This is a genomic window from Bacillus sp. T-10(2022) (assembly GCF_056502895.1).
The window spans coordinates 3,577,016-3,603,510 of the sequence record NZ_CP113518.1 but is presented as its reverse complement, the minus strand read 5'-3'; the positions used below and the strand labels follow the sequence as shown (position 1 = coordinate 3,603,510).

Annotated in this window: 28 protein-coding genes; 27 read left to right on the top strand and 1 reads right to left on the bottom strand. The window is 41.2% G+C overall.

Features of this window, described 5'->3' with window-relative positions:
• Positions 1 to 4 precede the first annotated feature (4 nt).
• From aroA to OSJ91_RS17495, 10 genes are all read left to right on the top strand, one after another.
• Positions 5 to 1,291: a 3-phosphoshikimate 1-carboxyvinyltransferase gene (gene aroA, locus OSJ91_RS17540; RefSeq protein ID WP_485890147.1), complete on the top strand. Its 1,287-nt coding sequence runs from the start codon at positions 5 to 7 to the stop codon at positions 1,289 to 1,291.
• A 368-nt stretch (positions 1,292 to 1,659) separates the two neighbouring features.
• Positions 1,660 to 2,931, top strand: a complete 1,272-nt coding sequence (locus OSJ91_RS17535) for a tetratricopeptide repeat protein (protein WP_485890146.1) — start codon at positions 1,660 to 1,662, stop codon at positions 2,929 to 2,931.
• A 41-nt stretch (positions 2,932 to 2,972) separates the two neighbouring features.
• Complete coding sequence (locus OSJ91_RS17530) at positions 2,973 to 3,524, top strand: ReoY family proteolytic degradation factor (RefSeq protein WP_350299356.1); 552 nt, start codon at positions 2,973 to 2,975, stop codon at positions 3,522 to 3,524.
• Positions 3,525 to 3,686: 162 nt separating this feature from the next.
• Positions 3,687 to 4,148, top strand: a complete 462-nt coding sequence (locus OSJ91_RS17525; protein WP_350299355.1) for a YpiF family protein — start codon at positions 3,687 to 3,689, stop codon at positions 4,146 to 4,148.
• A 160-nt stretch (positions 4,149 to 4,308) separates the two neighbouring features.
• Positions 4,309 to 4,815: a Rieske (2Fe-2S) protein gene (locus OSJ91_RS17520; RefSeq protein WP_057276295.1), complete on the top strand. Its 507-nt coding sequence runs from the start codon at positions 4,309 to 4,311 to the stop codon at positions 4,813 to 4,815.
• Between the two features lie 3 nt (positions 4,816 to 4,818).
• On the top strand, positions 4,819 to 5,493 hold the full coding sequence (gene qcrB, locus OSJ91_RS17515; protein WP_034307974.1) for a menaquinol-cytochrome c reductase cytochrome b subunit: 675 nt from the start codon (positions 4,819 to 4,821) through the stop codon (positions 5,491 to 5,493).
• A gap of 56 nt (positions 5,494 to 5,549) precedes the next feature.
• The gene (locus OSJ91_RS17510) at positions 5,550 to 6,317 is read left to right on the top strand and encodes a menaquinol-cytochrome c reductase cytochrome b/c subunit (RefSeq protein WP_137016001.1); all 768 of its coding nucleotides are present in this window, start codon (positions 5,550 to 5,552) and stop codon (positions 6,315 to 6,317) included.
• Between the two features lie 177 nt (positions 6,318 to 6,494).
• Positions 6,495 to 7,091, top strand: coding sequence for a lipoprotein heptaprenylglyceryl N-acetyltransferase LhaT (gene lhaT / locus OSJ91_RS17505; RefSeq protein ID WP_350299354.1), 597 nt, complete (start codon positions 6,495 to 6,497; stop codon positions 7,089 to 7,091).
• 119 nt (positions 7,092 to 7,210) lie between these two features.
• On the top strand, positions 7,211 to 7,996 hold the full coding sequence (ypjB, locus tag OSJ91_RS17500) for a sporulation protein YpjB (protein WP_101222408.1): 786 nt from the start codon (positions 7,211 to 7,213) through the stop codon (positions 7,994 to 7,996).
• A gap of 85 nt (positions 7,997 to 8,081) precedes the next feature.
• On the top strand, positions 8,082 to 8,756 hold the full coding sequence (locus OSJ91_RS17495; RefSeq protein ID WP_350299353.1) for a zinc metallopeptidase: 675 nt from the start codon (positions 8,082 to 8,084) through the stop codon (positions 8,754 to 8,756).
• A 103-nt stretch (positions 8,757 to 8,859) separates the two neighbouring features.
• On the opposite strand, the gene OSJ91_RS17490 is transcribed toward OSJ91_RS17495, so the two are convergent.
• Positions 8,860 to 9,732 (bottom strand): YitT family protein, encoded by an 873-nt coding sequence (locus OSJ91_RS17490; protein ID WP_241590174.1) that lies wholly within the window; start codon positions 9,730 to 9,732, stop codon positions 8,860 to 8,862.
• Between the two features lie 168 nt (positions 9,733 to 9,900).
• On the opposite strand from OSJ91_RS17490, the gene OSJ91_RS17485 reads away from it, so the two are divergent.
• The 17 genes from OSJ91_RS17485 (at position 9,901) to hpaE (ending at position 26,478) form a co-directional block, all read left to right on the top strand.
• Positions 9,901 to 10,260, top strand: coding sequence for a nucleotide pyrophosphohydrolase (locus OSJ91_RS17485; protein WP_485891921.1), 360 nt, complete (start codon positions 9,901 to 9,903; stop codon positions 10,258 to 10,260).
• Entirely contained in the window at positions 10,253 to 11,053 is an 801-nt protein-coding gene (gene dapB, locus OSJ91_RS17480) for a 4-hydroxy-tetrahydrodipicolinate reductase (protein WP_350299351.1), read from the top strand. Before OSJ91_RS17485 ends, dapB begins: the two co-directional genes overlap by 8 nt.
• Before the next feature lie 18 nt (positions 11,054 to 11,071).
• The gene (locus tag OSJ91_RS17475; RefSeq protein WP_137015992.1) at positions 11,072 to 11,497 is read left to right on the top strand and encodes a methylglyoxal synthase; all 426 of its coding nucleotides are present in this window, start codon (positions 11,072 to 11,074) and stop codon (positions 11,495 to 11,497) included.
• A complete protein-coding gene (bshB1, locus tag OSJ91_RS17470; protein WP_413018705.1) occupies positions 11,481 to 12,194 on the top strand; it encodes a bacillithiol biosynthesis deacetylase BshB1 in 714 nt (237 codons plus the stop codon). Before OSJ91_RS17475 ends, bshB1 begins: the two co-directional genes overlap by 17 nt.
• Positions 12,195 to 12,198: 4 nt before the next feature.
• A complete protein-coding gene (bshA, locus tag OSJ91_RS17465; RefSeq protein ID WP_137015988.1) occupies positions 12,199 to 13,338 on the top strand; it encodes an N-acetyl-alpha-D-glucosaminyl L-malate synthase BshA in 1,140 nt (379 codons plus the stop codon).
• A 13-nt stretch (positions 13,339 to 13,351) separates the two neighbouring features.
• Positions 13,352 to 14,536 carry a CCA tRNA nucleotidyltransferase gene (locus OSJ91_RS17460; RefSeq protein ID WP_485890145.1) on the top strand — a complete coding sequence of 395 codons (1,185 nt, stop codon included), beginning with the start codon at positions 13,352 to 13,354 and terminating at the stop codon, positions 14,534 to 14,536.
• Complete coding sequence (locus OSJ91_RS17455) at positions 14,521 to 15,501, top strand: biotin--[acetyl-CoA-carboxylase] ligase (RefSeq protein ID WP_485890144.1); 981 nt, start codon at positions 14,521 to 14,523, stop codon at positions 15,499 to 15,501. Before OSJ91_RS17460 ends, OSJ91_RS17455 begins: the two co-directional genes overlap by 16 nt.
• Before the next feature lie 342 nt (positions 15,502 to 15,843).
• Positions 15,844 to 16,680, top strand: coding sequence for a 3-methyl-2-oxobutanoate hydroxymethyltransferase (gene panB / locus OSJ91_RS17450; RefSeq protein WP_350299347.1), 837 nt, complete (start codon positions 15,844 to 15,846; stop codon positions 16,678 to 16,680).
• Positions 16,677 to 17,525, top strand: coding sequence for a pantoate--beta-alanine ligase (panC, locus tag OSJ91_RS17445; RefSeq protein WP_350299346.1), 849 nt, complete (start codon positions 16,677 to 16,679; stop codon positions 17,523 to 17,525). The genes panB and panC overlap by 4 nt, the downstream gene beginning before the upstream one ends.
• Before the next feature lie 25 nt (positions 17,526 to 17,550).
• Complete coding sequence (gene panD / locus OSJ91_RS17440; protein WP_048681619.1) at positions 17,551 to 17,934, top strand: aspartate 1-decarboxylase; 384 nt, start codon at positions 17,551 to 17,553, stop codon at positions 17,932 to 17,934.
• A gap of 161 nt (positions 17,935 to 18,095) precedes the next feature.
• Positions 18,096 to 20,876, top strand: a complete 2,781-nt coding sequence (gene dinG, locus OSJ91_RS17435) for an ATP-dependent DNA helicase DinG (protein ID WP_485890143.1) — start codon at positions 18,096 to 18,098, stop codon at positions 20,874 to 20,876.
• 151 nt (positions 20,877 to 21,027) lie between these two features.
• The gene (locus OSJ91_RS17430; RefSeq protein ID WP_064505144.1) at positions 21,028 to 21,198 is read left to right on the top strand and encodes a YpmA family protein; all 171 of its coding nucleotides are present in this window, start codon (positions 21,028 to 21,030) and stop codon (positions 21,196 to 21,198) included.
• An 18-nt stretch (positions 21,199 to 21,216) separates the two neighbouring features.
• Complete coding sequence (locus OSJ91_RS17425; RefSeq protein WP_048681612.1) at positions 21,217 to 21,693, top strand: cell wall elongation regulator TseB-like domain-containing protein; 477 nt, start codon at positions 21,217 to 21,219, stop codon at positions 21,691 to 21,693.
• Positions 21,694 to 21,712: 19 nt separating this feature from the next.
• Positions 21,713 to 22,897 (top strand): pyridoxal phosphate-dependent aminotransferase, encoded by a 1,185-nt coding sequence (locus tag OSJ91_RS17420; RefSeq protein WP_350299344.1) that lies wholly within the window; start codon positions 21,713 to 21,715, stop codon positions 22,895 to 22,897.
• A 283-nt stretch (positions 22,898 to 23,180) separates the two neighbouring features.
• Positions 23,181 to 23,858, top strand: coding sequence for a GntR family transcriptional regulator (locus OSJ91_RS17415; protein ID WP_485890142.1), 678 nt, complete (start codon positions 23,181 to 23,183; stop codon positions 23,856 to 23,858).
• Positions 23,859 to 23,964: 106 nt separating this feature from the next.
• Complete coding sequence (gene hpaI / locus OSJ91_RS17410) at positions 23,965 to 24,885, top strand: 2,4-dihydroxyhept-2-ene-1,7-dioic acid aldolase (protein ID WP_413020376.1); 921 nt, start codon at positions 23,965 to 23,967, stop codon at positions 24,883 to 24,885.
• 78 nt (positions 24,886 to 24,963) lie between these two features.
• Positions 24,964 to 26,478, top strand: a complete 1,515-nt coding sequence (gene hpaE, locus OSJ91_RS17405) for a 5-carboxymethyl-2-hydroxymuconate semialdehyde dehydrogenase (RefSeq protein ID WP_350299342.1) — start codon at positions 24,964 to 24,966, stop codon at positions 26,476 to 26,478.
• The last annotated feature ends 17 nt before the right edge of the window (positions 26,479 to 26,495 follow it).

Sequence of the window (26,495 nt, the reverse complement as noted above, 5' to 3'; positions counted from 1 at the left end):
TTTTATGAATACAAAAAAATTACAAACGAACATCCAATCATTACGTGGTTCGATTGCCATACCTGGAGATAAGTCGATCTCCCATCGTTCGATAATGTTCGGAGCCCTTGCCGAGGGGGAAACGACAGTCACTAATTTTCTTCCAGGAGCCGATTGTTTAAGTACGATTTCCTGTTTTAAGCAGCTTGGAGTTCATATTGAACAAGATGGCCAGCATGTCAAAATTGCAGGCAATGGTTTTAATGGATTAAAGGAACCAGAATCAGTACTGGATGTCGGAAACTCTGGTACCACGATCAGGTTAATGATGGGCATTTTGGCAGGACAGGAATTTTCGGCCGTTTTGGCAGGTGACGAATCGATAGCTAAACGTCCAATGACCAGGGTAGTCAACCCTCTTCGTCAAATGGGAGCGGTCATTGATGGTCGAAAAGGAGCCGAATACACCCCCCTCGCCATAAGAGGAGGAAAGTTACAAGGGTTTCGCTATGAATTGCCTGTGGCAAGTGCTCAGGTGAAATCAGCGATAATCTTGGCCGGTTTACAGGCAGAAGGTGAAACGATCATTATCGAACCGGAAGAGACCCGGGATCATACAGAACGAATGATCCAAGAGTTTGGCGGAAAAATCGAAAAAGACGGACAAACGATTAAAGTAAGCGGAAACCAAGTCTTCAAAGGGACTACCATCCATGTGCCGGGTGATATTTCTTCAGCGGCTTTCTTCATGGTGGCTGCAGCGATTACGGAAAATAGTGAAGTGGTTTTAAAGAATGTCGGCCTTAATTCGACAAGGACCGGAATCATCGAAGTCATGAAATCGATGGGGGCGGATATTACGATAGAGAAGATGACGAGCGAGGGTGAACCTGCAGGAGACATCACTGTCAGAAGCTCCCGGCTAAAGGGAACGACTATCAGCGGTGATTTAATTCCCCGTCTCATCGATGAAATACCGGTAATTGCACTCCTGGCAACACAGGCTGAAGGGATAACGACAATCAAGGATGCAGCAGAACTTAAAGTGAAAGAGACGAATCGAATTGATACTGTTGCAAATGAGCTTTCCGTCCTGGGCGCAGATATAACCCCGACAGCAGACGGATTGATCATCAAAGGGCGTAAAGCCTTGAATGGTGGTAAGGTTACAAGCCATGGGGACCATCGTATCGGGATGATGCTTGCTGTAGCGGCTTTGATAACGGATGGGGAAGTGGAACTTGCTGACCCTGGTGCCATAGATGTATCATATCCACAATTTTTTGGGCATTTGACGCAATTGATAAAGTGAATATAAAAAAAGTTTACAGACCTTATTTGGTCTGTAAACTTTTTTTAAATGCTGAAAAGTGTTGAAAGCGCTAACATCCGGGCTTTTTCTATCTGTATTGATCATGAAAATAATGAAAATGGGGTTCATGATCAAAAAGGAGATTTACCATAGTGTGGAGAATTAACTAGTAACCTTTTTTTAATGAGAATGGGAGGGGACTTCATCAATGGAATACAGGGCTACAGTATGGTAAACTAATGAATACTGTTTACTATGCATCTCGCGATTATATGGCATTTTGTTCTTGATGGAAGAATATGTTACATTATGGCGTGAGTGTGTATGACTAGGGACCAAGTCTATCATGCAAAAGGAAGGATTCAACAATGAACACAGTGGAACAAGTTATACAGCATTTAAAAAAAGGGGAATTAACAGAAGCTCTTAAACATATAAATCGAATTAAATCATCAGAGTCAGCAGAGGACATATTGTTGCTGGCCGAAGAAATGCTCCAGCTTGGTTTTGCGGAGGAGGCAAAGGATCTTTTTGAACATCTGCTGCAACTCTATCCCAATGAAGGAGAATTAATTGTTTCGTTGGCGGAAATCCTGATTGACATGGACCAGGAAGATGAAGCGATGCTGATGCTTGAAAAAGTAAGTGCAGATGATGAAGTATATCCAAGTGCTTTGCTTTTGGAAGCGGACCTCTATCAATTACAGGGGATGGACGAGGTCAGCGAAAGGAAATTACTGCAGGCTAAGGAAATGCTTCCAGATGAGATCATCATTGATTTTGCACTAGCTGAACTGTTCTTTCATCAAGGAAGGGATCAGGAAGCCATTGCAAATTACATAAAGGTTTTGGAACAGGAACAAGAAATCGCTGGTGTTAATGTCAATCAGAGGCTTGCTGAAGCATTGAGCAGTTCGGGGAAGTTCGAGGAGGCCCTTCCGCACTTTGAAAAGGCCTTAAAGGATGGACTTGAAATCAATACCCTATTTGAATATGCATTTACAGCTTTTCAGGCAGGTCTTTATGACACAGCCGTACGTAAGTTCATTGAACTGAAAGAATTAGATCATGAATACCACTCTTTATATTTGTACTTGGCAAAGAGTTATGAACATCTTGAAGATCTGGAAAATGCCTTGAAAACAGTCAAAGAAGGAATCAAGGCTGATGAATTCAATAAGGAACTTTACTTCTTCGGTGGAAAAATTGCCTTGAAAAGCGGGCTTGATGAAGAGGCGGAAAATCTATTTAAAGAAGCACTAGCCATTGATCCGGGATACCTGGAAGCTGCACTCACCCTCTTGAAATTGTATATGCACCAAGAAAGGTATGAAGATGTATTGGAGTGTATTGGTGAAGTAAGGCGATATGGAGAGGATGATCCGCAGTTTGAATGGATAGCTGCTGTATCATATCAGAATACTGAACAATTTAAAGAGTCATTAACCAGCTATCATAATGCATATAATTCATTCAAGAACAATCAAGATTTCCTTGAAGATTATGGTTTCTTTTTAATTGAAGAAGGAGACAGAGCCACATCTAGAGAAGTATTTAATAAGCTCCTAGAGATGAACCCGGCGAATGATGAGTATGCGATGATTTTGGAGCGGCTAGGTGAAAGCACAGATGAAATGTAGATAAGTGAAACGAAACTAAACCTAGACAGAGGAGGGAATTCATGGTGGCTGCCCCTGTTTCTGTGAATGAGAAGAAGGATTTTATTCGGTGGTTTTTAAATCATTATCAACTGAAACGAAGAGAATGTGTGTGGATATTGAATTACTTAATGAGTCATGATCAACTAATGAAAAAGGTTCATTTTGTAGAAAATGCACAATATTGCCCACGTGGACTGATTATGTCGACACATTGTGTAGATGAGGTCCCTTTCAGATTCTATAAGTCCAATATCATGACGACCGATGCAGAGAAATCTTTTCATGATATCCGTTTAAATCGGGATGAAGACATTTATATTCAGCTTAATTTTAAATCTTCTTATTCTTCCTATCAATATGCAGCGGTACTCGAGAACAACCCCTTCATGCCGAAAACAACGGCATCGAATGAAAAAGACCAGCTGCTGGCTGAACAATTTTTGGAAAGAAGCATGTTGTATTTTCAAAGGGACCGTTTGCTTAAGGAAATCGATGAAGCCCTCGATAAGCATGATGAACAAGCATTTAAGAACTTAACCGAACAATTGAATCAATTAAAAGTACTTGGATGAAATAAATTGACCTTTCCGTAATCAGGAAAGGTTTTTATTTTTTATAAAACATTGATAAAATCCACATTTTTGTAAAGACTATGGGTATATGGTAAAGATGTTATAAAAATAATGGTAAAATGATAAGGAGTTGATTTAAAAAATCGGGAGTGAAGAAAAAACATGAAGTGGACAGCAAAAGATCTTGACATGTATATGCAGTCAAAAGAGTATGTGGATACCGTATTGATTCCTTTGGTTCCCCTATCTTTTAAAGGGCAAATGAAGCAAACGGGCTCAATGAATGAATTTCTTACCATCTTAAGCTTGGAAATTGAAAAGCAGATGAAAGGAAGGATTCTTTTATTGCCAACATTTCATTATTTAAGTGGTGAATTGGATAAGGTTGAGCGGTTAAAGCGTTGGGCAAATGAAGTGAAAGAAAATAATTTCGAGCATGTTTTTTTTCTTACATCGGATTTTGAGTGGAAAAAGGAAGAGCGGGAATTAGAAAATAATTTAGTATGGATTCCTGCCATCCCCCTGGAAGGGCTTGAAATTGAACAAGCAAGGGAAATGATTAACCAGCAAGTTCTCCAAATCCTTGATATTTTCTCTTATAATTGGAAAAATGAAAAAAAGTAGGATTTTTCGCATTATTTGACACATAGTTGCCACCTTTTGGGTTTTACAAATATTGACCTTGGTAAATTATTGAGATATCATGGAAATGTCCTAGTTTTATAGTGTCGCTATTTATTGGTCCTTTGGGCTCTCAGTATAGTAATAGAGGGGGGGAAAACGCATGAGCAAGCATAATGTTTCACGACGTCAATTCCTTAATTACACACTTACTGGCGTTGGTGGATTTATGGCGGCCGGTATGTTGATGCCTATGGTTAGGTTTGCAATTGATCCTGTATTATCAGCAGATAAAGGCGGGGATTACGTTGCAACTAAACAGAAGGTAGGTGAACTGACTACCGAACCAACCCGTGTCGACTTTAGTTTTAAACAGGTCGATGGGTGGTATGAATCTGAAGAAACAAATACAGCTTGGGTTTACAAAACGGATGATGGTAAGATCGTTGCTTTATCTCCAATCTGTAAACATTTAGGCTGTACGGTAGGCTGGAATACGGATAAGACTAATCCGAATCAATTTTTCTGTCCTTGCCATTATGGCAGGTATACGAAAGATGGAGTGAATGTGAAAGGGACACCGCCGGTTTCACCATTGGATGTCTTTGACACGAAAGAAAAAGATGGAATACTTTATTTGGGTCAACTAAAACCGCATGGGGAGGCGTAAACATTGCTAACAAAGTTATATGACTGGGTGGACGAGCGTTTAGATATTACGCCGTTATGGCGGGATATTGCTGACCATGAGGTTCCTGAACATGTTAACCCCGCACATCATTTTTCTGCATTCGTATATTGTTTTGGTGGGTTAACTTTCTTTATTACGGTCATCCAAATCTTGTCAGGCATGTTCTTGACGATGTACTATGTCCCAGACATTAAAAACGCTTGGGAATCTGTTTATTATTTACAAAATGAAGTTGCCTTCGGTCAAATTGTCCGTGGTATGCATCACTGGGGAGCAAGTCTAGTTATAGTTATGATGTTTTTACATACTCTTCGTGTCTTCTTCCAGGGAGCTTACAAAAAACCGCGTGAATTGAACTGGATGGTCGGCGTATTGATTTTCTTCATCATGCTGGCATTAGGCTTGACTGGTTATTTATTGCCATGGGATATGAAAGCGCTATTCGCAACGAAAGTTACTTTGACAATTGTCGAATCGGTACCGTTAATGGGACCGGCACTCAAGACATTGATAGCAGGAGATCCAACGATCGTTGGAGCACAGACATTGACACGATTCTTTGCAATTCATGTATTCTTCCTGCCTGCAGCATTATTTGCTTTATTAGCGGCTCATTTCCTGATGATCCGAAAACAAGGTATTTCAGGTCCACTATAAAAGAATGGTGAACCAAGAACCAAAAAAACCTTTTCATAAAGGAGGGGAATTGTTCAATGCATCGTGGGAAAGGTATGAAATTCGTAGGTGACTCGCGTATCTCCGCGGACCGTAAACCGAATATTCCGAAAGATTATTCAGAATATCCTGGGAAAACTGAAGCATTTTGGCCTAATTTCCTTTTAAAAGAATGGATGGTAGGAGCTGTATTTCTTGTAGGTTATCTATGCCTGACAATCGCTCATCCGTCTCCATTGGAAAGGATAGCAGATCCTACAGATACAGCGTATATTCCGCTGCCAGATTGGTATTTCCTATTCCTTTACCAATTACTTAAGTATACCTATGCTTCAGGCCCTTATAATGCAATTGGGGCTCTAGTAATACCTGGTTTGGCTTTTGGAGCTTTGCTCTTGGCACCATTTTTAGATCGTGGACCAGAGCGGAGCCCGGCAAAACGACCTTTTGCTGTAGGCTTCATGCTCTTGGCAATTGCTGGCGTTTTCTATTTAACATGGGAGTCTGCAGCCCACCACGATTGGGAAGCTTCCAAGAAACAAGGAGCGATCGTGGAAGGTGCAGACATTGATAAAGAGAGTGATGGGTACAAACTGATGGATTCCAGTGGCTGTATTAGCTGTCACGGAGCAGAGTTAACTGGTGGAGCAGGAGCGCCAAGCTTAATTGACACTGGCTTGAGCCCAGAAGAAATCTCTAAAATCGCAGTCAAAGGCCAGGGCGCAATGCCAGCTGGCATGTTCAAAGGTACAGATGAAGAATTGGCAACATTAGCTGAATTTGTATCTGGTTTATCGGCAAAATAAAATAGCCATCCACAGCATTTTCTTTCATATGCTGCAAATGAAGCTGACGACTACGGTTGTCGGCTTTTTTATTGGTAAATTGAAGCGTAAATGAGAAGAAATTGAAATGAATGCTTGGTTTTCTGGTTGATGGCCTGTAAAATGAGTATACATGAGAATGTAAGTGAGGGTAAAAGAATGAATGTTATCTACAGTTGGCTTGCAAATCGGCAAATGCTCGTTTTGTTATTAATGATAAATATATTCGGAACTGCCTATGGATATTATTGGTATGGAAGTCAATTGGAAAACACTCCTACTATTTTTTTGGCATTTGTACCGGACAGCCCGACAGCTAGCCTGTTTTTTGTTTTTGTTTTATTGGGGTTCCTTTTAAGAAGGAATTTCGGACTTATGGAAGCGTTGGCGATAATGACACTATTCAAATATGGCATATGGGCAGTTGTAATGAATTTGATGACCTTCGTGACTACAGGCTCACTGCCTTGGGAAGGTTATATGTTAATGGCTTCTCATTTGGGGATGGCGATTCAAGGAATATTATATGCACCATTTTATCGAATAAAACCTTGGCACTTGATAGCGGCAGGGATTTGGACCATACATAATGACATAATCGACTATGTTTTTGAAATGATGCCAATTTACCGTGATTTATTGGTGTATATGGACTCGATAGGTTATTTCACTTTTTGGCTCAGCATACTTTCCATTTTTGTCGGCTGGTACTTTGGATATAGAAAAAAGCGGTTCACTCTGTCCTTCATTTCTTAAAAAGTTAACTCTAAATACAGCTTTGTAAAAGCATGGTTAACTTTTTTATGTTGAACGAGGTCTACTCATGTTTTTTCTTTCATATCGTTTTAGTAGAGATATGAGGAGGGACGAGTAGCATGTTGAAAAAATTCATATTAACCATTGCTGTTTTATTTGTCGTCTTACATTTCCCTGTCTATGCAGAATCCTCTTCAAGTTTGGAGCAATTAGATGACATTTCCGATAGAGCCTTGGAAATGACCAAGTTGAAGCGATATGGAGATTCGGAAAAGATGCTGACGTTTTTTTCTGACCGGTTTTTAAAAGATACAGCGAAAGAGCAGATCCTTGACATGGACGAACTTCGAATTATCACTGTAGCTCATAATGAAGCGTTAATGACAATAAAGGATATGAACAAGGGAGATTCCGAAAAGGTTAATTCTGTTACAAAGTTCCGGCTTGTTGTTGATGCGGTCAAGTCTACTCATCAGCCACTTTGGACAGAGATGGAGGATCAAATGATGAATTCTTTCCAGCAGACAAAGAATGCCGCCATCAAACAAGACACCATTACATTCAATAGCCAATTGAACTTATTCCTATCACAATATGAAATGATATATCCAAGCTTGAAAGTCGACCTTTCCAAAGAAACGATGCAGCAACTGGACACGAGGATTCAATACATCAACCAATACCGCCCGGAGGTAATCAGTGATGGAGATAATCAAGAGGAACTGGATGCGTTGCAAAACGAACTAACCTCGATTTTTGATGATATGGGTGAAGATGATGCAGATCCTTCCCTTTGGTGGGTCATCATTTCGACAGGCTCAATCATAATCATGACGCTTTCTTATGTAGGCTGGAGAAAATATAAAGGTGATAGGGAAAAACCAAGGAAAGAGCATAATGATTAAAAAGACACGGGTAGAGAACACTATATTTGACAGGGGTGCCTTCAATCCATAGAATTAAGGGTAATAAGAGTTATAGGAGGATACCATGTATTTCATTTATTTGGCGATTATTATTATAATCCCGATTTTTGCACAAATGAAAGTGAAAAGCACGTATAAAAAATATTCAAAGGTATCGGCCTCTTCCGGAATGAATGGTGCTGAGACGGCTCGTGCCATTTTGGATCAAAATGGACTGTTCAATGTCAGGGTCGAAGAGACACCTGGAATGCTTTCGGACCATTATGACCCAAGGGATAAAACGGTGCGTTTATCAACGGATAACTATCACGGCCATTCAGTTGCCGGCGTAGCTGTTGCAGCCCATGAAGTTGGACATGCGATTCAAGATAAAGAAGCATATGCATTCTTGCGTTTCCGCCATGCATTAGTACCGGTAGCTAATTTTGGCTCTAACATATCTTGGATTTTGATTTTAATCGGGATGCTAGCTTCACTTCCTAATTTGCTTTTGGCGGGTATCGTATTTATGGCAGCCGCTGTATTGTTCCAAGTGATAACACTGCCGGTTGAATTCAATGCTTCTTCTAGGGCTATGGATCAACTCATTTCCGCTGGGGTCATCCGGAATGATGAAGAACGGGAAACGAAAAAAGTATTAAGTGCTGCTGCAATGACTTATGTTGCTGCCGCTCTTGTAGCCGTACTGGAATTAGTTCGTCTTCTGCTTATGTATACAGGAATGAGGGAAGAAGATTAATTTGAAAAAAGGACTCCATCTTGGGATGGGGTCCTTTTCATTTGAGTTTTTGCTGCACATTGCTAATAAAATGCAGTTAGACGGGGCAACATTAATCAATGGATTACCTTTCAATGGGATTCTTGTTCTCATCAAGGGTAAAGCCCTCACCCAATACATCATGAACTTCACTTACTGATACAAATGCATGAGGGTCCACCGATGTTATGGCATTTTTTAAGCGGACTAACTCATTTTTCCCGACAACACAATAGAGTACTTCCCGGTCATTGCGTGTAAAGGATCCATATCCCCTTAATACAGTTACGCCCCGCTCCATATCATTCATGATTTTTTCTGCAATTTCCATGTTTTTATCACTAATGATCATTGCACCTCTAGCAGCATAGGCTCCTTCTTGCATAAAGTCGATTACTCTGGCACCTATAAATACGGCAACGAGGGTATACATCGCTTCACGGTAATCCAGGTAGGTAAGGATGGACAGGCCAATGACGACGGCATCAAAGATGAACATCGTCCGTCCCATGCCCACTCCTAAGTAACGATGGGCAAAACGGGCAATGATATCCACTCCACCTGTTGTCCCGCCGTAACGAAAGATGATGCCCAGACCGACACCAACAGAGACCCCGGCAAACAATGCCACCAGCATCAAATCGTTTCCGAGATCGATTTCGATTTCGTATCTCTCGAAAACCCATAGCCAAACGGAGAGGCCAACCGTTCCGATAATCGTATATAAGAAAGATGTGCGCCCTAAATATTTCCACCCTATTAAAAATAAGGGAATATTCAAAATCAAATTAGAATAAGAAGGATTTATCCCGATAAGTTGATATATAATCAAGGTGAGACCGGTGAATCCGCCTTCGGCTAAGTTGTTCTGCATGTTAAAATGCACGAGGCCAAAAGCGAAGATTCCAGCCCCAAAAAGGATGAAGATGATATTTTTTAATTTTAAGCCCAAAAGCATGTCCCATACCTCCAAAGGTTTACATTTCATTAATTTACTTATTATAACTAATTAACCAACTATGGGCAATTTTGATTCGCAAACGTATCTGTTGTCATCTGTTTCACTTTTAGCTAACATGGAGAAGGTATGATGTTTGAAAACGAAAATCAAGAATGGGTGACTCATATGGAAAAGCAAAAGACGATCCAACAAATGCAAGAGGAAGTCGACCAATACATAGGACAATTTAAAGAAGGATATTTCAGCCCTCTGGCCATGCTGGCCCGTATGTCTGAAGAACTTGGGGAGTTGGCTAGGGAAGTCAATCATTACCATGGTGAAAAACCAAAGAAGGCAACAGAAGAAGAGAATACGATTGAAGCGGAATTGGGGGACATGCTTTTTGTGTTGATTTGTTTTGCCAATTCTTTAGGGATTGACCTTCAAAACTCGCATGATTTGGTCATGGAAAAGTTCACAACCCGTGATAAAGATAGATGGACAAGAATAGAAGAAAAAATGGAGGAGGAAGGTAAAGATGAGTAAAGTCAAAGTGATTGTAGCAGGTCCACGAGGCAGAATGGGAAATGAAGCGGTGAAGCTTGTACATAGGACAGAAGGGTTTGAATTGGCAGCTGTCATAGATCGCAAGCATAACGGGGAAAGCCTTTCCGCAATAGAAGGTTTTCATGGGATTGAAGCACCGGTTTTTTCTGATATAAATGAATGCTTTTCTTCTGTAGAGGCTGACGTATTGATCGATTTGACCACACCGGAAGTGGGCATGCTTCATACCGAAACGGCACTTAATCATGGCATCCGCCCTGTAGTGGGAACGACTGGTTTTACTAAGGAAGATTTAGCAAAGCTGGATTCATTAACAAAAGAAAAGGGCATTGGTTGCATCATCGCGCCAAACTTTGCAATTGGTGCCATTTTGATGATGAAGTTTTCCCAAATGGCCGCAAAGTACTTCCCGGATGTGGAAATCATAGAAATGCACCATGATCAAAAACTGGATGCACCTTCTGGAACTGCTTCCAAAACGGCAGACATGATTGCAGCAGTCCGTGAAACGAAACAACAGGGGCACCCTAATGAAAAAGAAACCATCCAGGGGGCAAGAGGCGCAAATGTAGATGGCATGCATATCCACAGTGTCCGGCTGCCTGGATTGGTTGCCCATCAACAGGTGCTTTTCGGAAGTGATGGAGAGTTATTGACGGTTCGGCATGATTCCTTTAATCGAGCTTCCTTCATGTCAGGAGTTAAACTTGCTGTCGATACCGTCATGAAATTGGATGTTCTTGTATACGGCCTGGAAAATATTATTGAATAGGGATCAGGAGGATTTACGATGAAAATTGCCTTAATTGCCCATGATATGAAAAAAGAAGATATCATTCAATTTGTAACAGCCTATAAAGATGTATTTGAGCAGCATGAATTATATGCTACAGGAACGACCGGGAAAAGAATCATGGAAGAAGTATCGCTGCCTGTCCATCGTTTTCATTCAGGACCTCTTGGCGGGGATCAGGAAATAGGTGCAATGATCGCGCGCGGAGAAATGGACATGGTCCTATTTTTCCGCGATCCATTGACATCACAGCCACATGAACCTGATGTATCGGCGCTTATACGACTATCAGATGTTTATGAAATTCCCTTGGCGACAAATATGGGCACGGCAGAAGTGCTTATACAAGGTTTGAAGCATGGGTATATGGACTGGCTAAAACTACGGCAAAAACAAGGTGAGATAAATGATAAACAAAAGTAACATAGATATTCTGGCTTTCGGTGCACATGCGGATGATGTTGAAATCGGTATGGGTGGCACGATCGCCAAATATGCGCAACAAGGCAGGAAAATTGTCATTTGTGATTTGACAAAAGCTGAAATGTCTTCCAATGGAACCGTTCCATTGCGGCAAGAGGAAGCGCATAAGGCTGCTGAAATCCTTGGGGTGAAGAGGATTTCCCTTGATTTACCCGACCGGGGCCTATACATGAAAGCGGAATACATAAATCAAATCATTACGGTCATTCGCCAATATAAGCCTGCACTTGTATTTGCACCATTTTTGGAAGATCGCCATCCCGATCATGGTAACTGTGCAAAATTAGTGGAGGAAGCAGTTTTTTCGGCAGGAGTAAGAAAGTATATGGAAGAAGCAGGCATGGATTATCATCGTGTCCAAAATATGTACTATTATATGATCAATGGGTTTCACAAACCGGACTTCGTCGTGGACATCAGTTCCACAATATCGAAAAAGTTGGATAGCCTTAGGGCATATCGCAGCCAATTCGAAGAAAGTCAAGTATCTGTAGAAACACCGCTGGTTAATGGCTATATCGAGACTGTCGAGGCACGGGAGCGGATGTTCGGTAAAGAAGTGGGTGTCGCCTATGCGGAGGGATTCATGACTAAAAAACCGTTACTGATCGATGCCGACTTGTTAGGAGAAAAATAATCTTATGAAATTAAAAATTGGAATTACCTGTTACCCTACAGTTGGGGGTTCTGGTGTCGTAGCAACTGAATTAGGAAAGATGCTTGCAGAAAAAGGACATGAAATACATTTCATTTCTTCAAGCCTCCCTTTTCGCTTGAATAAGATGTACTGTAATATTTTTTATCACCAAGTTGAAGTGAACTCGTATTCAGTCTTTCAATATCCACCATATGACCTGGCGCTTGCGAGCAAGATAGCGGATGTCGTAAAACGGGAGAAATTAGATATTCTCCACGTTCATTATGCAATTCCCCATGCTGTTTGTGCAATCCTTGCAAAGCAGATGTCAGGTAATGAAGTAAAGATCGTAACTACACTGCATGGTACGGACATAACCGTATTAGGCCATGATCCTTCATTGACCAATTTGATAAAATTTGGGATAGAGCAATCGGATGTAGTTACAGGAGTATCTAATTCCCTTGTTCAGCAGACGCACGAATTAATCGCACCGGATAAGGAAATTAAAACCGTTTATAATTTCATTGATGAAAGAGATTACCATAAATCCAATTCCGATTACCTTAAGGATGAATACGGAATCAGTGAAGATGAAAAAGTGATCATACATGTTTCGAATTTCCGTTCGGTCAAGCGAGTGAAAGACGTCATCCAAGCGTTTTATCTAACTCAAAAGAAAATGCCTGCAAAGCTTCTGCTCGTAGGGGACGGGCCGGAAGTGACAACCGTTTTGAAATTGGCTAATGATCTTGGAATCGATGATTCGGTCTTGTTTCTTGGTAAGCAGGATAACCTTGCCGAATTATATTCAATCAGTGATTTGATATTCCTGTTATCGGAAAAAGAGAGTTTCGGACTTGTGCTGCTCGAGGCAATGGCATGTGGAGTTCCTTGTATAGGGACAAATATCGGGGGAATTCCTGAAGTCATCGTTGACGGGGAGACTGGTTATATTTGTGAATTGGGAGATGTCAAAATGGTTGCTGAAAAAGCGATTGGACTTTTAAGCGACCCGGTTTTACATAAACGCTTTTCTGAAGCTGCGCTGGAAAGGGCCAATACTGAATTTCACAGTGATACGATTATGGCTGAGTATGAAGCCATCTACATTCAAGCACTTGAAGGTAAATCCATGGAATAGGGAGGGGATGCTGATGGATCGGTTATTCTTAAAATCAGTACCCATTCTGGAATTGATTGAAGAAGCAGGATACGAGGGTTATTTCGTTGGCGGCTCTGTAAGGGATTATATCCTTGGCAGGCCCATTAATGATGTGGACATCGCCACTTCCGCAACACCCCAGGAAATCAAAAGGATTTTTCCTAATACGGCTGATATCGGGATTGACCACGGAACAGTGCTCGTCATTACGGATACGGGTACATACGAAATTACGACGTTTAGAACGGAAAGCGGGTATTCGGACTATCGCAGACCCGATGCTGTACAATTTGTCCGTTCTTTGACTGAGGATTTGCAAAGAAGAGATTTTACGATGAATGCAATGGCAATGGATAAGACCGGTAAGATCATCGATCCATTTAATGGTAAGCGAGATTTGGCTGAAAAAAGGATCATCACGGTTGGCAACCCGCATGAAAGATTTCATGAGGATGCATTGAGAATGATGCGTGCATTAAGATTCGTCAGTCAACTTGATTTTGAACTGGATCAGAAAACCTTTGATTCCCTTAAAGAAAACGCCCAGATCATCAGTGAAATTGCTGTCGAAAGAATCCTGGTTGAATTTGAGAAGCTATTGGCAGGCTCCAATAAGATAAGGGCTTTTTCACTCTTGCTGGAAAGCGGTTTATATCAATACCTGCCTCTATTCTCCAGTAAAAAGGATCATTTAATGGAATTACTGAACCTGCCGCTTCATCAGCTAAAAGCGGCAGAAATATGGTCTATAATCATGGTTCACACAAAGGATCAGGAAATCGAAGAGGCTTTGAGGGAATGGAAGCTGCCATTGAAAAGCATAAGAAACGTTCAACGTACGATACAGCTAGTGAAGAAAGAAGATCCATCAGCCATCGATGTATTTCAGGCAGGTCATGGCGTAACTGTACAAGCTGCAAAAGTCAGGGCGGCGATGACTGGCGGTAATGTATCGGATGCGGAGGAGAATGCACGTCAAAGCTATAATGGACTTATTATTAAACAAATGTCGGATCTTGCCGTTACGGGGACGGATTTATTGAATTGGCAACAAGAAAAGCCAGGTCCATGGGTCAAGGAATACTTGGAAAAAATATTGAAAGCTGTCTTGAATGAAGAATTAAGAAATGATAAAGAAGAAATTAAGAGGTGGCTGGTGAAATGCAATCTGAGTTAAGAACAAAGCTGATGGAAGCCCTCTCAAAAGCGGATGGTGCGTTTATATCCGGTCAGGAAATTGCTGAATACATTGGCTGTTCGCGCACAGCTGTCTGGAAACATATAGAAGACCTGCGCAGTGAAGGGTATAATGTTGAAGCCGTAAGGAAAAAAGGCTACCGGATCATATCAGCGCCGGAAAAAGTGTCCGAGAGCGAAATACAGCTTGGCTTGGAAACAAAAACGATCGGCAAGATGATCCACTATCAGGAAACTGTAGAATCCACGCAAAAAATTGCGCATCAACTCGCAAATGAAGGCGTTCAGGAGGGGACCCTCGTCGTTGCCGAGGAGCAGATATCCGGAAAAGGAAGGCTAATGAGATCTTGGCATTCCCCAAAATTCAGCGGTATATGGATGAGTCTCATCCTAAGGCCGAAAATCCCGATTCATGAGGCTCCACAGCTTACATTATTGGCTGCGGTCGCTGTTGCTCAGGCTATAGAGGATACCACTGATTTGAAGCCGCAAATAAAGTGGCCGAATGATATTTTGGTGAATCGAAAGAAAGTGGTGGGCATCCTTACGGAGATGCAGGCGGAATCAGATAGGATCCATTCTGTCATTATCGGAATTGGAATGAATATCAATCAGCAATTGGAGGATTTTCCTGAAGATCTGCAGGAAAAAGCGTCTTCCCTTCTCATAGAAAGTGGAGGGACGGTTTCAAGGTCCAAGGTCATTCAACGAGCATTGTTTCGTCTGGAAAATTTGTACGAACTCTATTTAGATCAAGGCTTCATGCCAATAAAGGATTTATGGGAGAGTTATGCGATCAGTCTTGGACAGGTAATCAAAGCCAGTACCGTTAATGACACGATTGTCGGAAAAGCGTTGGGCATAACGGATTCAGGCGTTTTACTTCTTGAAGACGGCAAAGGAACCGTACATTCGATATATTCTGCAGATATTGAAATTCAGTAGATTTTTGTCAAATTCGTGAAAATTAAATAGAAATTTTCAATTTGGCTTGATATAATGCAAGTGGGCAGTATCTCATGTGAACTGCACCCCCATAAATACCAAATTATTTGAAAATCTGCCTTGATCCAGAGAACTGGACTGGGACGGAGGGATGAAACTTCTGATGAAACAAAGGGATTGACTAAAAAGCTAAGTGCTGTTTATTGATCGAATTGTGGCTTTTTCAGCCATTTTTCGTAGCGAAACAGATACTTTTTTAGTCAGTCCTTTTTTTGCGCATGAATGTATAGACACCAGTTTTCGCTGATGTTTTCATCTCCTCCATTAAAAGGAGGAAACGTAATGAAATTGTCCGGAGATTTTTTGAAAATGAAACAAAATCAAGAGAAAATTGTCATGCTGACAGCTTATGATTACCCGTCAGCAAAGTTAGCCGAACAATCAGGTGTAGACATGATTTTAGTCGGAGATTCTTTAGGAATGGTCGTATTGGGATATGAGTCAACGATTCCAGTTACGGTGAATGACATGATCCATCATACAAAGGCAGTAAAACGCGGGGCACCAAATACATTTGTCGTGACGGATATGCCATTTATGAGCTATCACCTTTCTATGGATGAAACACTCAAGAATGCAGCCCGGATCATGCAGGAAGGTCATGCGGATGCCGTGAAGCTTGAGGGAGCGGATGATGTTGTTGAAAAAATATCAGCATTGACCAAGGCGGGCATCCCGGTTGTAGCCCATCTTGGCTTGACTCCTCAATCAGTCGGCGTTCTGGGCGGATATAAAGTGCAAGGAAAAGATGCCGAAAGTGCAGCACAGCTCTTGGAAGATGCGAAAAAGTGTGAAGCTGCGGGGGCGATGCTAGTAGTCTTAGAATGTGTTCCATATCAAGTGGGAGAACTCGTCACACGGAACCTTGACATTCCAACCATTGGAATTGGGGCAGGTGCTGAAACGGATGGTCAAGTCCTCGTTTACCATGATGTCATCAAGTATGGCGTAGACCGGCTGGCGAAATTCGTAAAAGTTTATGGAGATGCAAATGAACTGATTGGCCAATCGATTACAAGCTTCGTGAATGAAGTGAAATCTAAAGTTTTTCCGTCGGAGAAACATACATTCACGATGAAGGAAGAGCAGCTTTCTGAACTTTACGGAGGGAAAAGATGAAAACATTTACATCAGCAGCTGAATTGCAATTGGCACTTAGAGAGGAAAAAAACAATAACAAAAGCATTGGCTATGTAGCGACAATGGGGTTTTTACATGAGGGGCATGCAACCCTTTTAGAAAAGGCGCGCAAAGAAAATGACATTGTGGTATTGAGTATTTTTGTCAATCCGACGCAATTTGGACCCAATGAGGATTTTGAAACATATCCGCGGGATTTGGAACGGGATGAAAAAGTCGCAGCCAATGGCGGAGTTGATTATCTCTTCTATCCAACAGTCCACGAAATGTACGGTGAAGAACCATCTGTAAAAGTTGCTGTCCAAAGCAGGACGGATGTTTTATGCGGCAGACAAAGGCCTGGACACTTTGATGGTGTTGCGACAGTCTTAACGAAATTCTTCAATATCATTCTTCCTGATAGAGCTTACTTTGGTAAGAAGGATGCCCAGCAAGTCGCCGTGATAGATGGACTGATCAAAGACTTTAATTTCCCTATCCAGCTTATCGCTGTAGATACCGTACGTGAAGAAGATGGGTTAGCGAAGAGCTCGCGAAATGTGAACCTATCAGATCAGGAGCGCTTGGAGGCTAAAGAGCTGTACCAAAGTTTATTAAAGGCCAAAAAGGCGGTTGAATCAGGTGAAAGAAATGCAGCAACCGTCACGGCTCTAGTAAGTGAACATATTGGTGCCCATACAAGTGGAGTGATCGACTATATTGAAGTCTATCAATACCCGGAACTTAAACCGCTTGAATCGCTGGCTGGAAACATCATCATTGCAATGGCTGTAAAGTTCAAGCATGCAAGACTAATTGATAATATCACTTTATATGTAGAATAATTCATGAAGATCAGGGGGAATTGAGATGTTTCGAACGATGATGAATGGAAAAATCCACCGTGCAAGGGTAACTGAGGCTAACTTGAACTATGTAGGCAGCATTACGATTGATGAAGACATAATTGATGCGGTTGGTATTCTGCCTAATGAAAAAGTCGCCATCGTGAATAATAATAATGGTGCACGACTTGAAACGTATGTGATTGCGGGTGAACGGGGCAGCGGTGTCGTGTGTTTGAACGGAGCGGCAGCAAGACTGGTGCAGCCGGATGATATCGTGATAATCATTTCTTATGTGATGGTTTCAGAGGAAAAACTGGGGGATCATAAACCAAAAGTTGCGATCATGGATGAAAATAACAAAATCATTGATCTGATTTCAAACGAACCTGCAGCTACAATCATGTAAGCGGAGGGCCGGCACAATATGCATGGATCATGCATACAGGTGCCGGCCCTTTTCGTCCGTCGATGAACCGCTTGTTTCCTTTATTACGATTATTATGGTATAAAAAAGATAAGAGAATTCCATCAGGAAGTGGAGAAAGTGAAGTTTGAGGTGTACAATTCATGATGCAACGATATGTAGTGGTCGATTTGGAAACAACAGGGAATTCTCCGAAAAAAGGGGATAGGATTATTCAATTTGCTGGCGTGGTCATCGAAAATGACCAAATTGTGGATGAATACTCGACATATATCCACCCTGGACAGGAAATTTCCTTGTTTATTGAAGAATTGACCGGAATAAGCAACGAGACGGTAAAAAATGCACCTGACTTTGAAGATGTTGCAGAAAATATTGCCCGGCTTATAGAGGGGGCTTGTTTTGTTGCCCATAATGTTTTATTTGATTTATCTTTTCTACAGGAAGAACTAGTACGATGCGGGTTTGAGCCGTTTTATGGTTCCACCCTTGATACAGTGGAATTAGCGAAAATATTAAAACCAACATCCGATGGATATAAGCTGCACCAGCTGGCTAAAGAAGAAAACCTGGATCATTCCAGGCCCCATCAAGCGGATAGTGATGCATATGCGACCGCTTTATTATTGTTGGAATTGAAAAAAAAGCTGATGAATCTTCCAGTGATGACACTTAAACAGTTATATCGATTATCATATTCCTTACAAAGTGAGATTTCCGAATTGATAGATGCTTGTATTGCAAGCAAACTTGCTAAAACAGAAGTCCATTCCCCTGATCTTATCACTTATAGGGGCCTTGCATTTAAAAAGGCCGAAGACGAAAGTGATCAAAAAGATATGGGGGCGGAATTTCCGCTCGATGATAAGAAAAAAATAGCCATGCTTCAAAGTGCATATCCTGCCTTTGAAGCAAGAAGCGGACAACTTGATATGATGAACATGATTCACCACTCCTTCGAATCGAGCCAGGATGCAATCATTGAAGCTGGGACTGGGATTGGGAAATCCATAGGCTATCTGCTTCCGGCCGTCTATTTTTCAAAGAAACATCATAAACCTGTCGTCGTTTCGACATACACGCTTCAGCTACAGGATCAACTACTTCAAAACGAGGTTCCCAAGCTTAAAAAAATACTTCCCTTTACCTTTCAAGCTGTTTTGCTAAAGGGGAGAAGTAATTATTTGAGCTTGGCAAAGTTCGAAAGGGCATTGCGTGAGAAGGAAGATAATTATGAAACGGCATTAACGAAAATGCAGATATTGGTTTGGCTTACTGAAACCGTAACAGGCGATAAAGATGAATTGAATCTTACAAGCGGCGGTCAGCTATTTTGGAATAGGCTTCAAAGTGATGGTCTTACATACGCCGGATTAAAACAGCCCTGGCTTGAATTGGATTTTTTTGAACGGGCAAAAAGAACAGCTGCCAAGGCGGATATCATCATTACTAACCATTCATTTTTAATGACGGATTTGCTTACAGAAGATGCCTTGATTCCAAAAAAAGGGTATTTGATACTCGATGAAGCACATCATTTGGAACAGGCTGCATCCAAACAGCTTGGGAGCAGGCTTAATTACATTTCGGTGAAGACGATTTTGAACAGACTAGGGACATCAGATCAAAAGCAATTATTATATAAATTGGACAGGATGCTCTTAAATAACCGACTGACGGATGGAAAGTCTTCACATGAATTAGATCAAAAGCTTAGTGATTTTTCCTATGAATTCGAACAGCTTTTTTATTACATTTCCAATCAGGCGGAAAAACTTTCACGTTCCATGAGTCCGAAACGGCTTTCATTCAAAATAGATGATGGAAGATGGGGTAAAGCGATTCTGGTCGCTGAGCGATTGGTGGATTTATTAGGATACATCATCACGGAGTTAGAGAAAAGATTGGCTCTTTTATTGAATAATGAGTCCCCTTTAGGAAAAAATTCATTATTTCATTTGAATGATATCGAGGTGCTGCTTGGACATTTACAAGATACCAGGGACTCCTTGCATGAATTCTTCATCAAGCCGCATGAAGAAAATATTTATTGGCTTGATTATACGAATGCAGCACCCCAGCATGGGGTGACATTGACGGTTCAGCCGATTGCAGGAAGCAAACGGCTATGGGATTCCTATTTCGGGCGCCAAAAAAGTGTGGTCATGACATCGGCAACCCTCGTGGTGAAGGATTCTTTCAAGTATTTTAAAGAACAACTCGGTTTGGAGAATGAGCCAATGCAGACAGCAAGTTTTCCTTCACCCTTTCCTTATAAGGAACTCGTAAAGGTACTGGTTCCAAATGATCTACCAGATATCAATTGCTTATCGGTGGAGGAATTCTCCGAAACCGCGGCAAACCATATTATTGCTGCCGCTCAAGCAGCGAAAGGGAGGATGATGGTATTATTCACCTCGCATGAAATGCTGCGGGCGACCTATCATTCCATCAAAGATAGTGGGGTCCTGGATGAGTTCACCCTGTTTGCACAAGGGATTTCTGGCGGAAGCCGGATGAGGCTGCTCAGGAATTTCCAAAACTTCGAGAAAGCGGTCCTGTTTGGGACAACCAGCCTATGGGAGGGCGTCGATATCCCTGGCGAGGATTTATCTTGTTTAATCATTGTCAGGTTGCCTTTTTCGCCGCCGGATGAACCAGTGACAGCTGCAAAATGCCAACTTCTCGAGAAGCAGGGGCGCAATCCATTCTCTGCGTATTCTTTACCTGAAGCCCTATTAAGGTTCCGACAAGGTTTCGGCAGGCTTATACGCACTCCAGAAGATAAAGGGATTTTGGTTATTCTTGATCGCCGCATAATCACTGCCAAATACGGCCCTGAATTTCAAAAGGCCATTCCGGAAGTGGACTGGCACCAAGCCTCAATAACAGAAATGGCTGAAATGATAGAGAAGTGGATTTAAAGGATCTTGATAATTCATTAATCCAGGAATTTTTATGAATTTATAAAGAAAAATAACCTTTGAACTGGTATAATGTGATAGGTGGTAAAGCCTTCAAATCCTATTCATACCAGTGGTTGTTGACAATTTATTAAAATGGAGGGGCATTTTCATGGAAAGTAAAATCGAAGTAATTTCAACAGTCAGGTTGCAACATTCTCCTGATCTGTATAAAATTGTGGATTCCTTGAACCGAACATTGAAAAAAGATGACTTGATGTTCGGTCTCGCATTGGATTCCGAAGATCAAGAAAAAGCGATATTTACAATTTATCGTACATAGAAAGAGGGAAAAGCAGCTTTGAAAAAATGGTTGATTATTGCTTCTATCCTAGTCCTTTGTTTTATCGGATTTGTCAGCGGGGCATATATTAAAGCGTTACAGCCTAAAAAAGAGGCTGGTAATGAGGCTTTTAAAAAGGCAAAGGAAGAGGGCGGCCTTGTGACCATGGAAGAATTCTACCTTTATAATGGGCAGGATTCATACTCCGTCATCATTGGTGAAGGTGAAAAGGGGACTAAGAAAATAGTCTGGCTTCCTGAGGACAAGAAGAAAGAAATAGTAGTGGAAAACTATAAAGATGGTAAATCAAAAAAAGAGATCATGAACATTGTCAAAGAAAAGCTTAATCCCCAAAAAATCATTTCGGTTAAGCTAGGCATGGAAAAGAACGTTCCGCTTTGGGAAGTAACGTATCTTGATGAATCCGAGCGTTTTAACTATGACTATTATGATTTTAAAACTGGGGAATGGCTAAAGTATTATCGAAGCATTTAGAATGGAGGATTAATTTAAAATGAAATTAGCGAACCGCGTTCAGTCATTAACGCCATCAACTACATTGGCCATTACGGCAAAAGCAAAGGAGCTTAAGGCACAAGGTCTGGATATAATTGGTTTGGGTGCTGGTGAACCAGACTATAATACACCCCAACATATCATAGATGCAGCACTTCTATCCATGAATGAAGGTCAAACTAAATACACGCCATCCGCTGGTCTGCCGAAGCTAAAAGAAGCAATTGCGGCTAAATTGAAGCGTGATCAAGGCTTGGAATACAAACCGTCTGAAATTGTAGTTGGCTCAGGTGCAAAGCACGCGCTTTATACATTGTTTCAAGCTATCCTGGATGAAGAAGATGAAGTCATTGTTCCGATACCATATTGGGTAAGTTATCCTGAGCAAATCAAACTTGCTGACGGAAAGCCAGTTTATGTAGTCGGTACGGAAGAAAATCAATATAAAATCACTAAAGAACAGTTAGAACAAGCAATTACCGAAAAAACGAAAGCGGTTATCATAAACTCGCCAAGCAATCCAACGGGCATGCTTTATTCCAGGGAAGAATTGGCTGCTATCGGGGAAGTTTGCCTGGCTCATGATATCTTGATCGTTTCCGACGAAATTTACGAAAAATTGGTTTATGGAAATGCTAAACATACATCCATTGCAGAGATTTCACCTGAATTGAAAAAGCAAACGATCATCATCAATGGTGTATCTAAATCGCATTCGATGACTGGCTGGAGAATTGGTTATGCAGTCGGTGAAGAGTCCATCATTAAAGCAATGACGAACCTTGCCAGCCATAGCACATCAAATCCTACCACAACTGCTCAATATGGTGCGATTGCCGCTTATGAAGGTACACAAGAACCTGTTGAAGAAATGCGTCAGGCATTTGAAGGCCGTTTGAATAAGATATATGATAAATTGGTTGAAATTCCAGGCATTAGCTGCATTAAACCACAAGGGGCATTTTATTTATTCCCGAACGTTAAACGTGCAGTTGAATTAACAGGGTACAGCAATGTCGAAGATTTTACGACTGCGTTGCTGGAAGAAGCTCAAGTGGCTGTTATTCCAGGTTCAGGGTTCGGTGCACCTGATAACATCAGACTCTCTTATGCAACTTCACTGGAGCTGTTGGAAGCAGCAGTTGAAAGAATACATTCATTCGTTAAATCAAAAATGGCATAATTTTTTAATAACCTGCAGACTACCTGGCTACAACAGGGTCTGCAGGTTATTTTAGTTGAATTTTATTTTGATATGATACATTCGGGAAGTAGACATGATAAGCATTTGGCTCACTTCTCTATGGCATAGGAAAAGGTGGATTACTGATCTCCCTTTTTAACAATGGAGTTTTTTGTCCCATTAAGTCCTGCAGAGAAACAGTATATAAAGAAATAAGAAAATCATATATGATTTTTAATTAAAACCGATTGCAATCATATATGATTTCATATATGATGAAAATATGGAAGAGAAAAACAAAACACCCAGCAAAAAACAAATAGCATATGAGCACCTTCGTAAATTAATTTTGGATGGAACATATGGTTCTGGACAGCGGATCATTATCGATCAAACGGCAAAAGAACTTAGTCTAAGTCCGATTCCTGTCAGGGAAGCGATCAGACAACTGGAATCCGACGGCCTTATTCAATATAAGCCTTATAGTGGAGCAGTGGTTACAAGCATTAATGAGAGCGAATACATTGAAACTCTTTCTGTTCTATCTTTGCTTGAAGGATATGCAGCTGCCCTTAGTTCTTTGACGATGAAAGATGATGATTTTGAAAATCTGATTAATTTAAACAAAGAAATGGAAAAAGCCCTCCATAACTTTGAATTAGAGCTGTTTGGTAAGTTAAACGAATGTTTCCATGAGGAAATTTATGAAAAGTGCGGAAATTCCTTTTTAAAGGAGGAAATTAAACAGGCGCAACAAAGAATGAATAGAGTCAGAAAGTCCATGTTCACCATGGTACCGCAACGCGCAGTCCAATCGATTCGCGAACATGAAAGCATCATAAAGCTTTTAAAGGAAAAAGCATCTTTTGAAGAAATTGAATCTCTGGTGAGAAAGCATAAAATGAATGCCATCAGTACATTCAAGCAGAGGGCGGAAACTAATCACGATCAGGCACTTTGATGACCCAGGCTTTATTTTATAATAGTCGAACGATTATTCATAAAATCAAAGCCGATTTTTTCACTTGAATTATTCGGAATATTCAAATAATGAAAAGGTGGTAGAAATAATGTACGAGGAAATCAAAAGTCGTTTAAGAGGATCCATCGCTCCCATTATCACTCCGTTTGATGACAAGATGGAAGTGGATGTAAAGGCAATTGAAAATCTAGTAAACTGGCATATTGAAAGCGGTTCCCATGGTGTCTCGGTATGCGGGACTACCGGCGAGCCGAGTTCACTAACGATTGAGGAACGGGAATTAGTGATGGAGACGGCGATTAAAGCAGCAAAAGCCCGTGTTCCGGTTGCACCAGGTACTGGATCTGCCAATCAGAAAGAAACGTTGCATTTGACAAAAAGGGCACAGGAAATGGGCGCGGATGCTGCATTAGTCATCGTTCCTTATTACAATAAACCGAATCAACAGGCACTTTACAATCATTTTAAGACGGTGGCCGATTCCGTTGATATCCCGCTTATCGTTTATAACATTCCCGGAAGAACGGCGACGAATTTGGAAGTGAAGACATTGGCACGTCTTGCTGAAGACTGTGAAAATATTATTGGTGTGAAGGAATCAAATAAGGATTTTGAACATGTGAACCGTGTCTTATTGAATTGTGGAAGGGATTTTCTCTTATATTCGGGCATCGAATTATTATGCTATCCGATGTTGGCTATTGGAGGGGCAGGACATATAAGTGCTACAGCCAATATCACTCCTAAAGAAGTGGCGGAAATTTATAACCATTGGGTGGAGGGTGATGTGGATAAGGCACTTGACCTCCATTACAAATTAATGCCATTGAATGATGTTTTGTTTAAAGAAACCAATCCAGGACCATTAAAAGCTGCGATGGGGATGATGGGGAAAATCAATCCTGCATTACGGCCGCCAATGGGGCCGCCTTCGGAGCCGTTGGAAAAAGAACTGCGTGAAACCCTTCAATCATACGGGTTGATTGACCAAAAAATCCAGTCATAATTGCTAAATTGGGAAGATTGCACAAATCCAAACGATTATTGTCATCTTCCCGAATTAATTTTTAAAGGAGGATTTATCATGCAAACTTTTCCCGTGCAAGATGTGAAGCATTACATCAATGGTCAATTTGTCGATGGTATCTCAGGAAAAACATTTGAAAATCTAAGCCCTTTTAATAATCAAGCAATCAATAATGTGGCAGAAGGGTTTAAAGAGGATATTGATCAAGCGGTCGCTGCCGCAAGAGATGCATTCAGTAATGGTCCATGGAGAACGATGAAAGTGGAAGAAAGATTGAAGTACATTAATAGGATTGCTGATTTAATTGAAGAGAATGCCGAAGAAATTTCCTTTTTGGAATCCCTTGATACAGGGTTGCCGATTAGCCAGACAAAAAAACAAGCGGCAAGGGGAGCGGAGAATTTCCGTTTTTATTCTGAAATGGTGAAAAGCAGGCTAATAGGAGAGTCATATCAAGTGGATGACACTTTCATCAATTATACGATTCATAAACCGATAGGAGTGGCAGGATTAATCACTCCTTGGAATGCGCCTTTCATGTTAGAAACCTGGAAGATCGCCCCGGCCCTGGCTACAGGTAATACATGTGTCCTTAAACCGGCGGAGTGGTCTCCATTGACTGCCAATAAATTAGCACAAATCATTGATCAATCAGGTCTGCCAAAAGGCGTATTCAATATCGTTCACGGTTTTGGGGAGACAGCGGGGGCGTCCTTGGTTGCCCATCCTGAAGTCCAATTGATATCCTTTACCGGAGAAACGACAACCGGTGCTGAAATCATTAAAAATGGTGCGGATACGATGAAACGTTTTTCCATGGAACTTGGAGGTAAATCACCAGCAGTCATTTTTGAAGATGCCGATCTAGAGAAGGCCCTGGATTCAGTGGTATGGGGAATCTATTCATTCAATGGGGAGCGCTGCACAGCTAATTCCAGATTATTTGTCCATGAATCGATAATAGACCAGTTCGTTGCAGAATTGAAGGAACGTGTTCATAATATCAAAATTGGAAACCCAATGGATCCAGACACGGAAATCGGACCGCTGATCCATCGTAGCCATTTTAATAATGTCTCCCGTTATCTGGATATAGCAAAAGATGAAGGGGCGGAAATTGTAAGCGGTGCCATACCTAGTGCGTTCAAGGAAGGGAATTATATTGCCCCGACGCTTCTTTTGAACTGTACAAATGATATGACGGTGGCACAAGAAGAGATTTTTGGACCAGTCATGGCAGTCATTCCTTTCAAGACTGAAGAGGAAGTACTGAGAATGGCTAATGATGTAAAGTATGGGCTTGCTGCTTATGTATGGACAAATGATATGAAACGGGGACATAGGTTTGCTCAAGCTGTCGATAGTGGGATGGTATGGGTGAATTCCCAAAACGTAAGGGATTTGCGGATACCGTTTGGAGGATCGAAATATAGTGGGGTAGGACGTGAAGGTGGCCATTATAGCTTTGAATTCTATACGGAAACACAAGTTATCCACGTAGCAATTGGAGAACATCACATTCCGAAATTTGGGGACGTAAAACAAAATGCCGTTTCTTCTGCTGAAAAATAATCCGGGTGTCAAAAGAA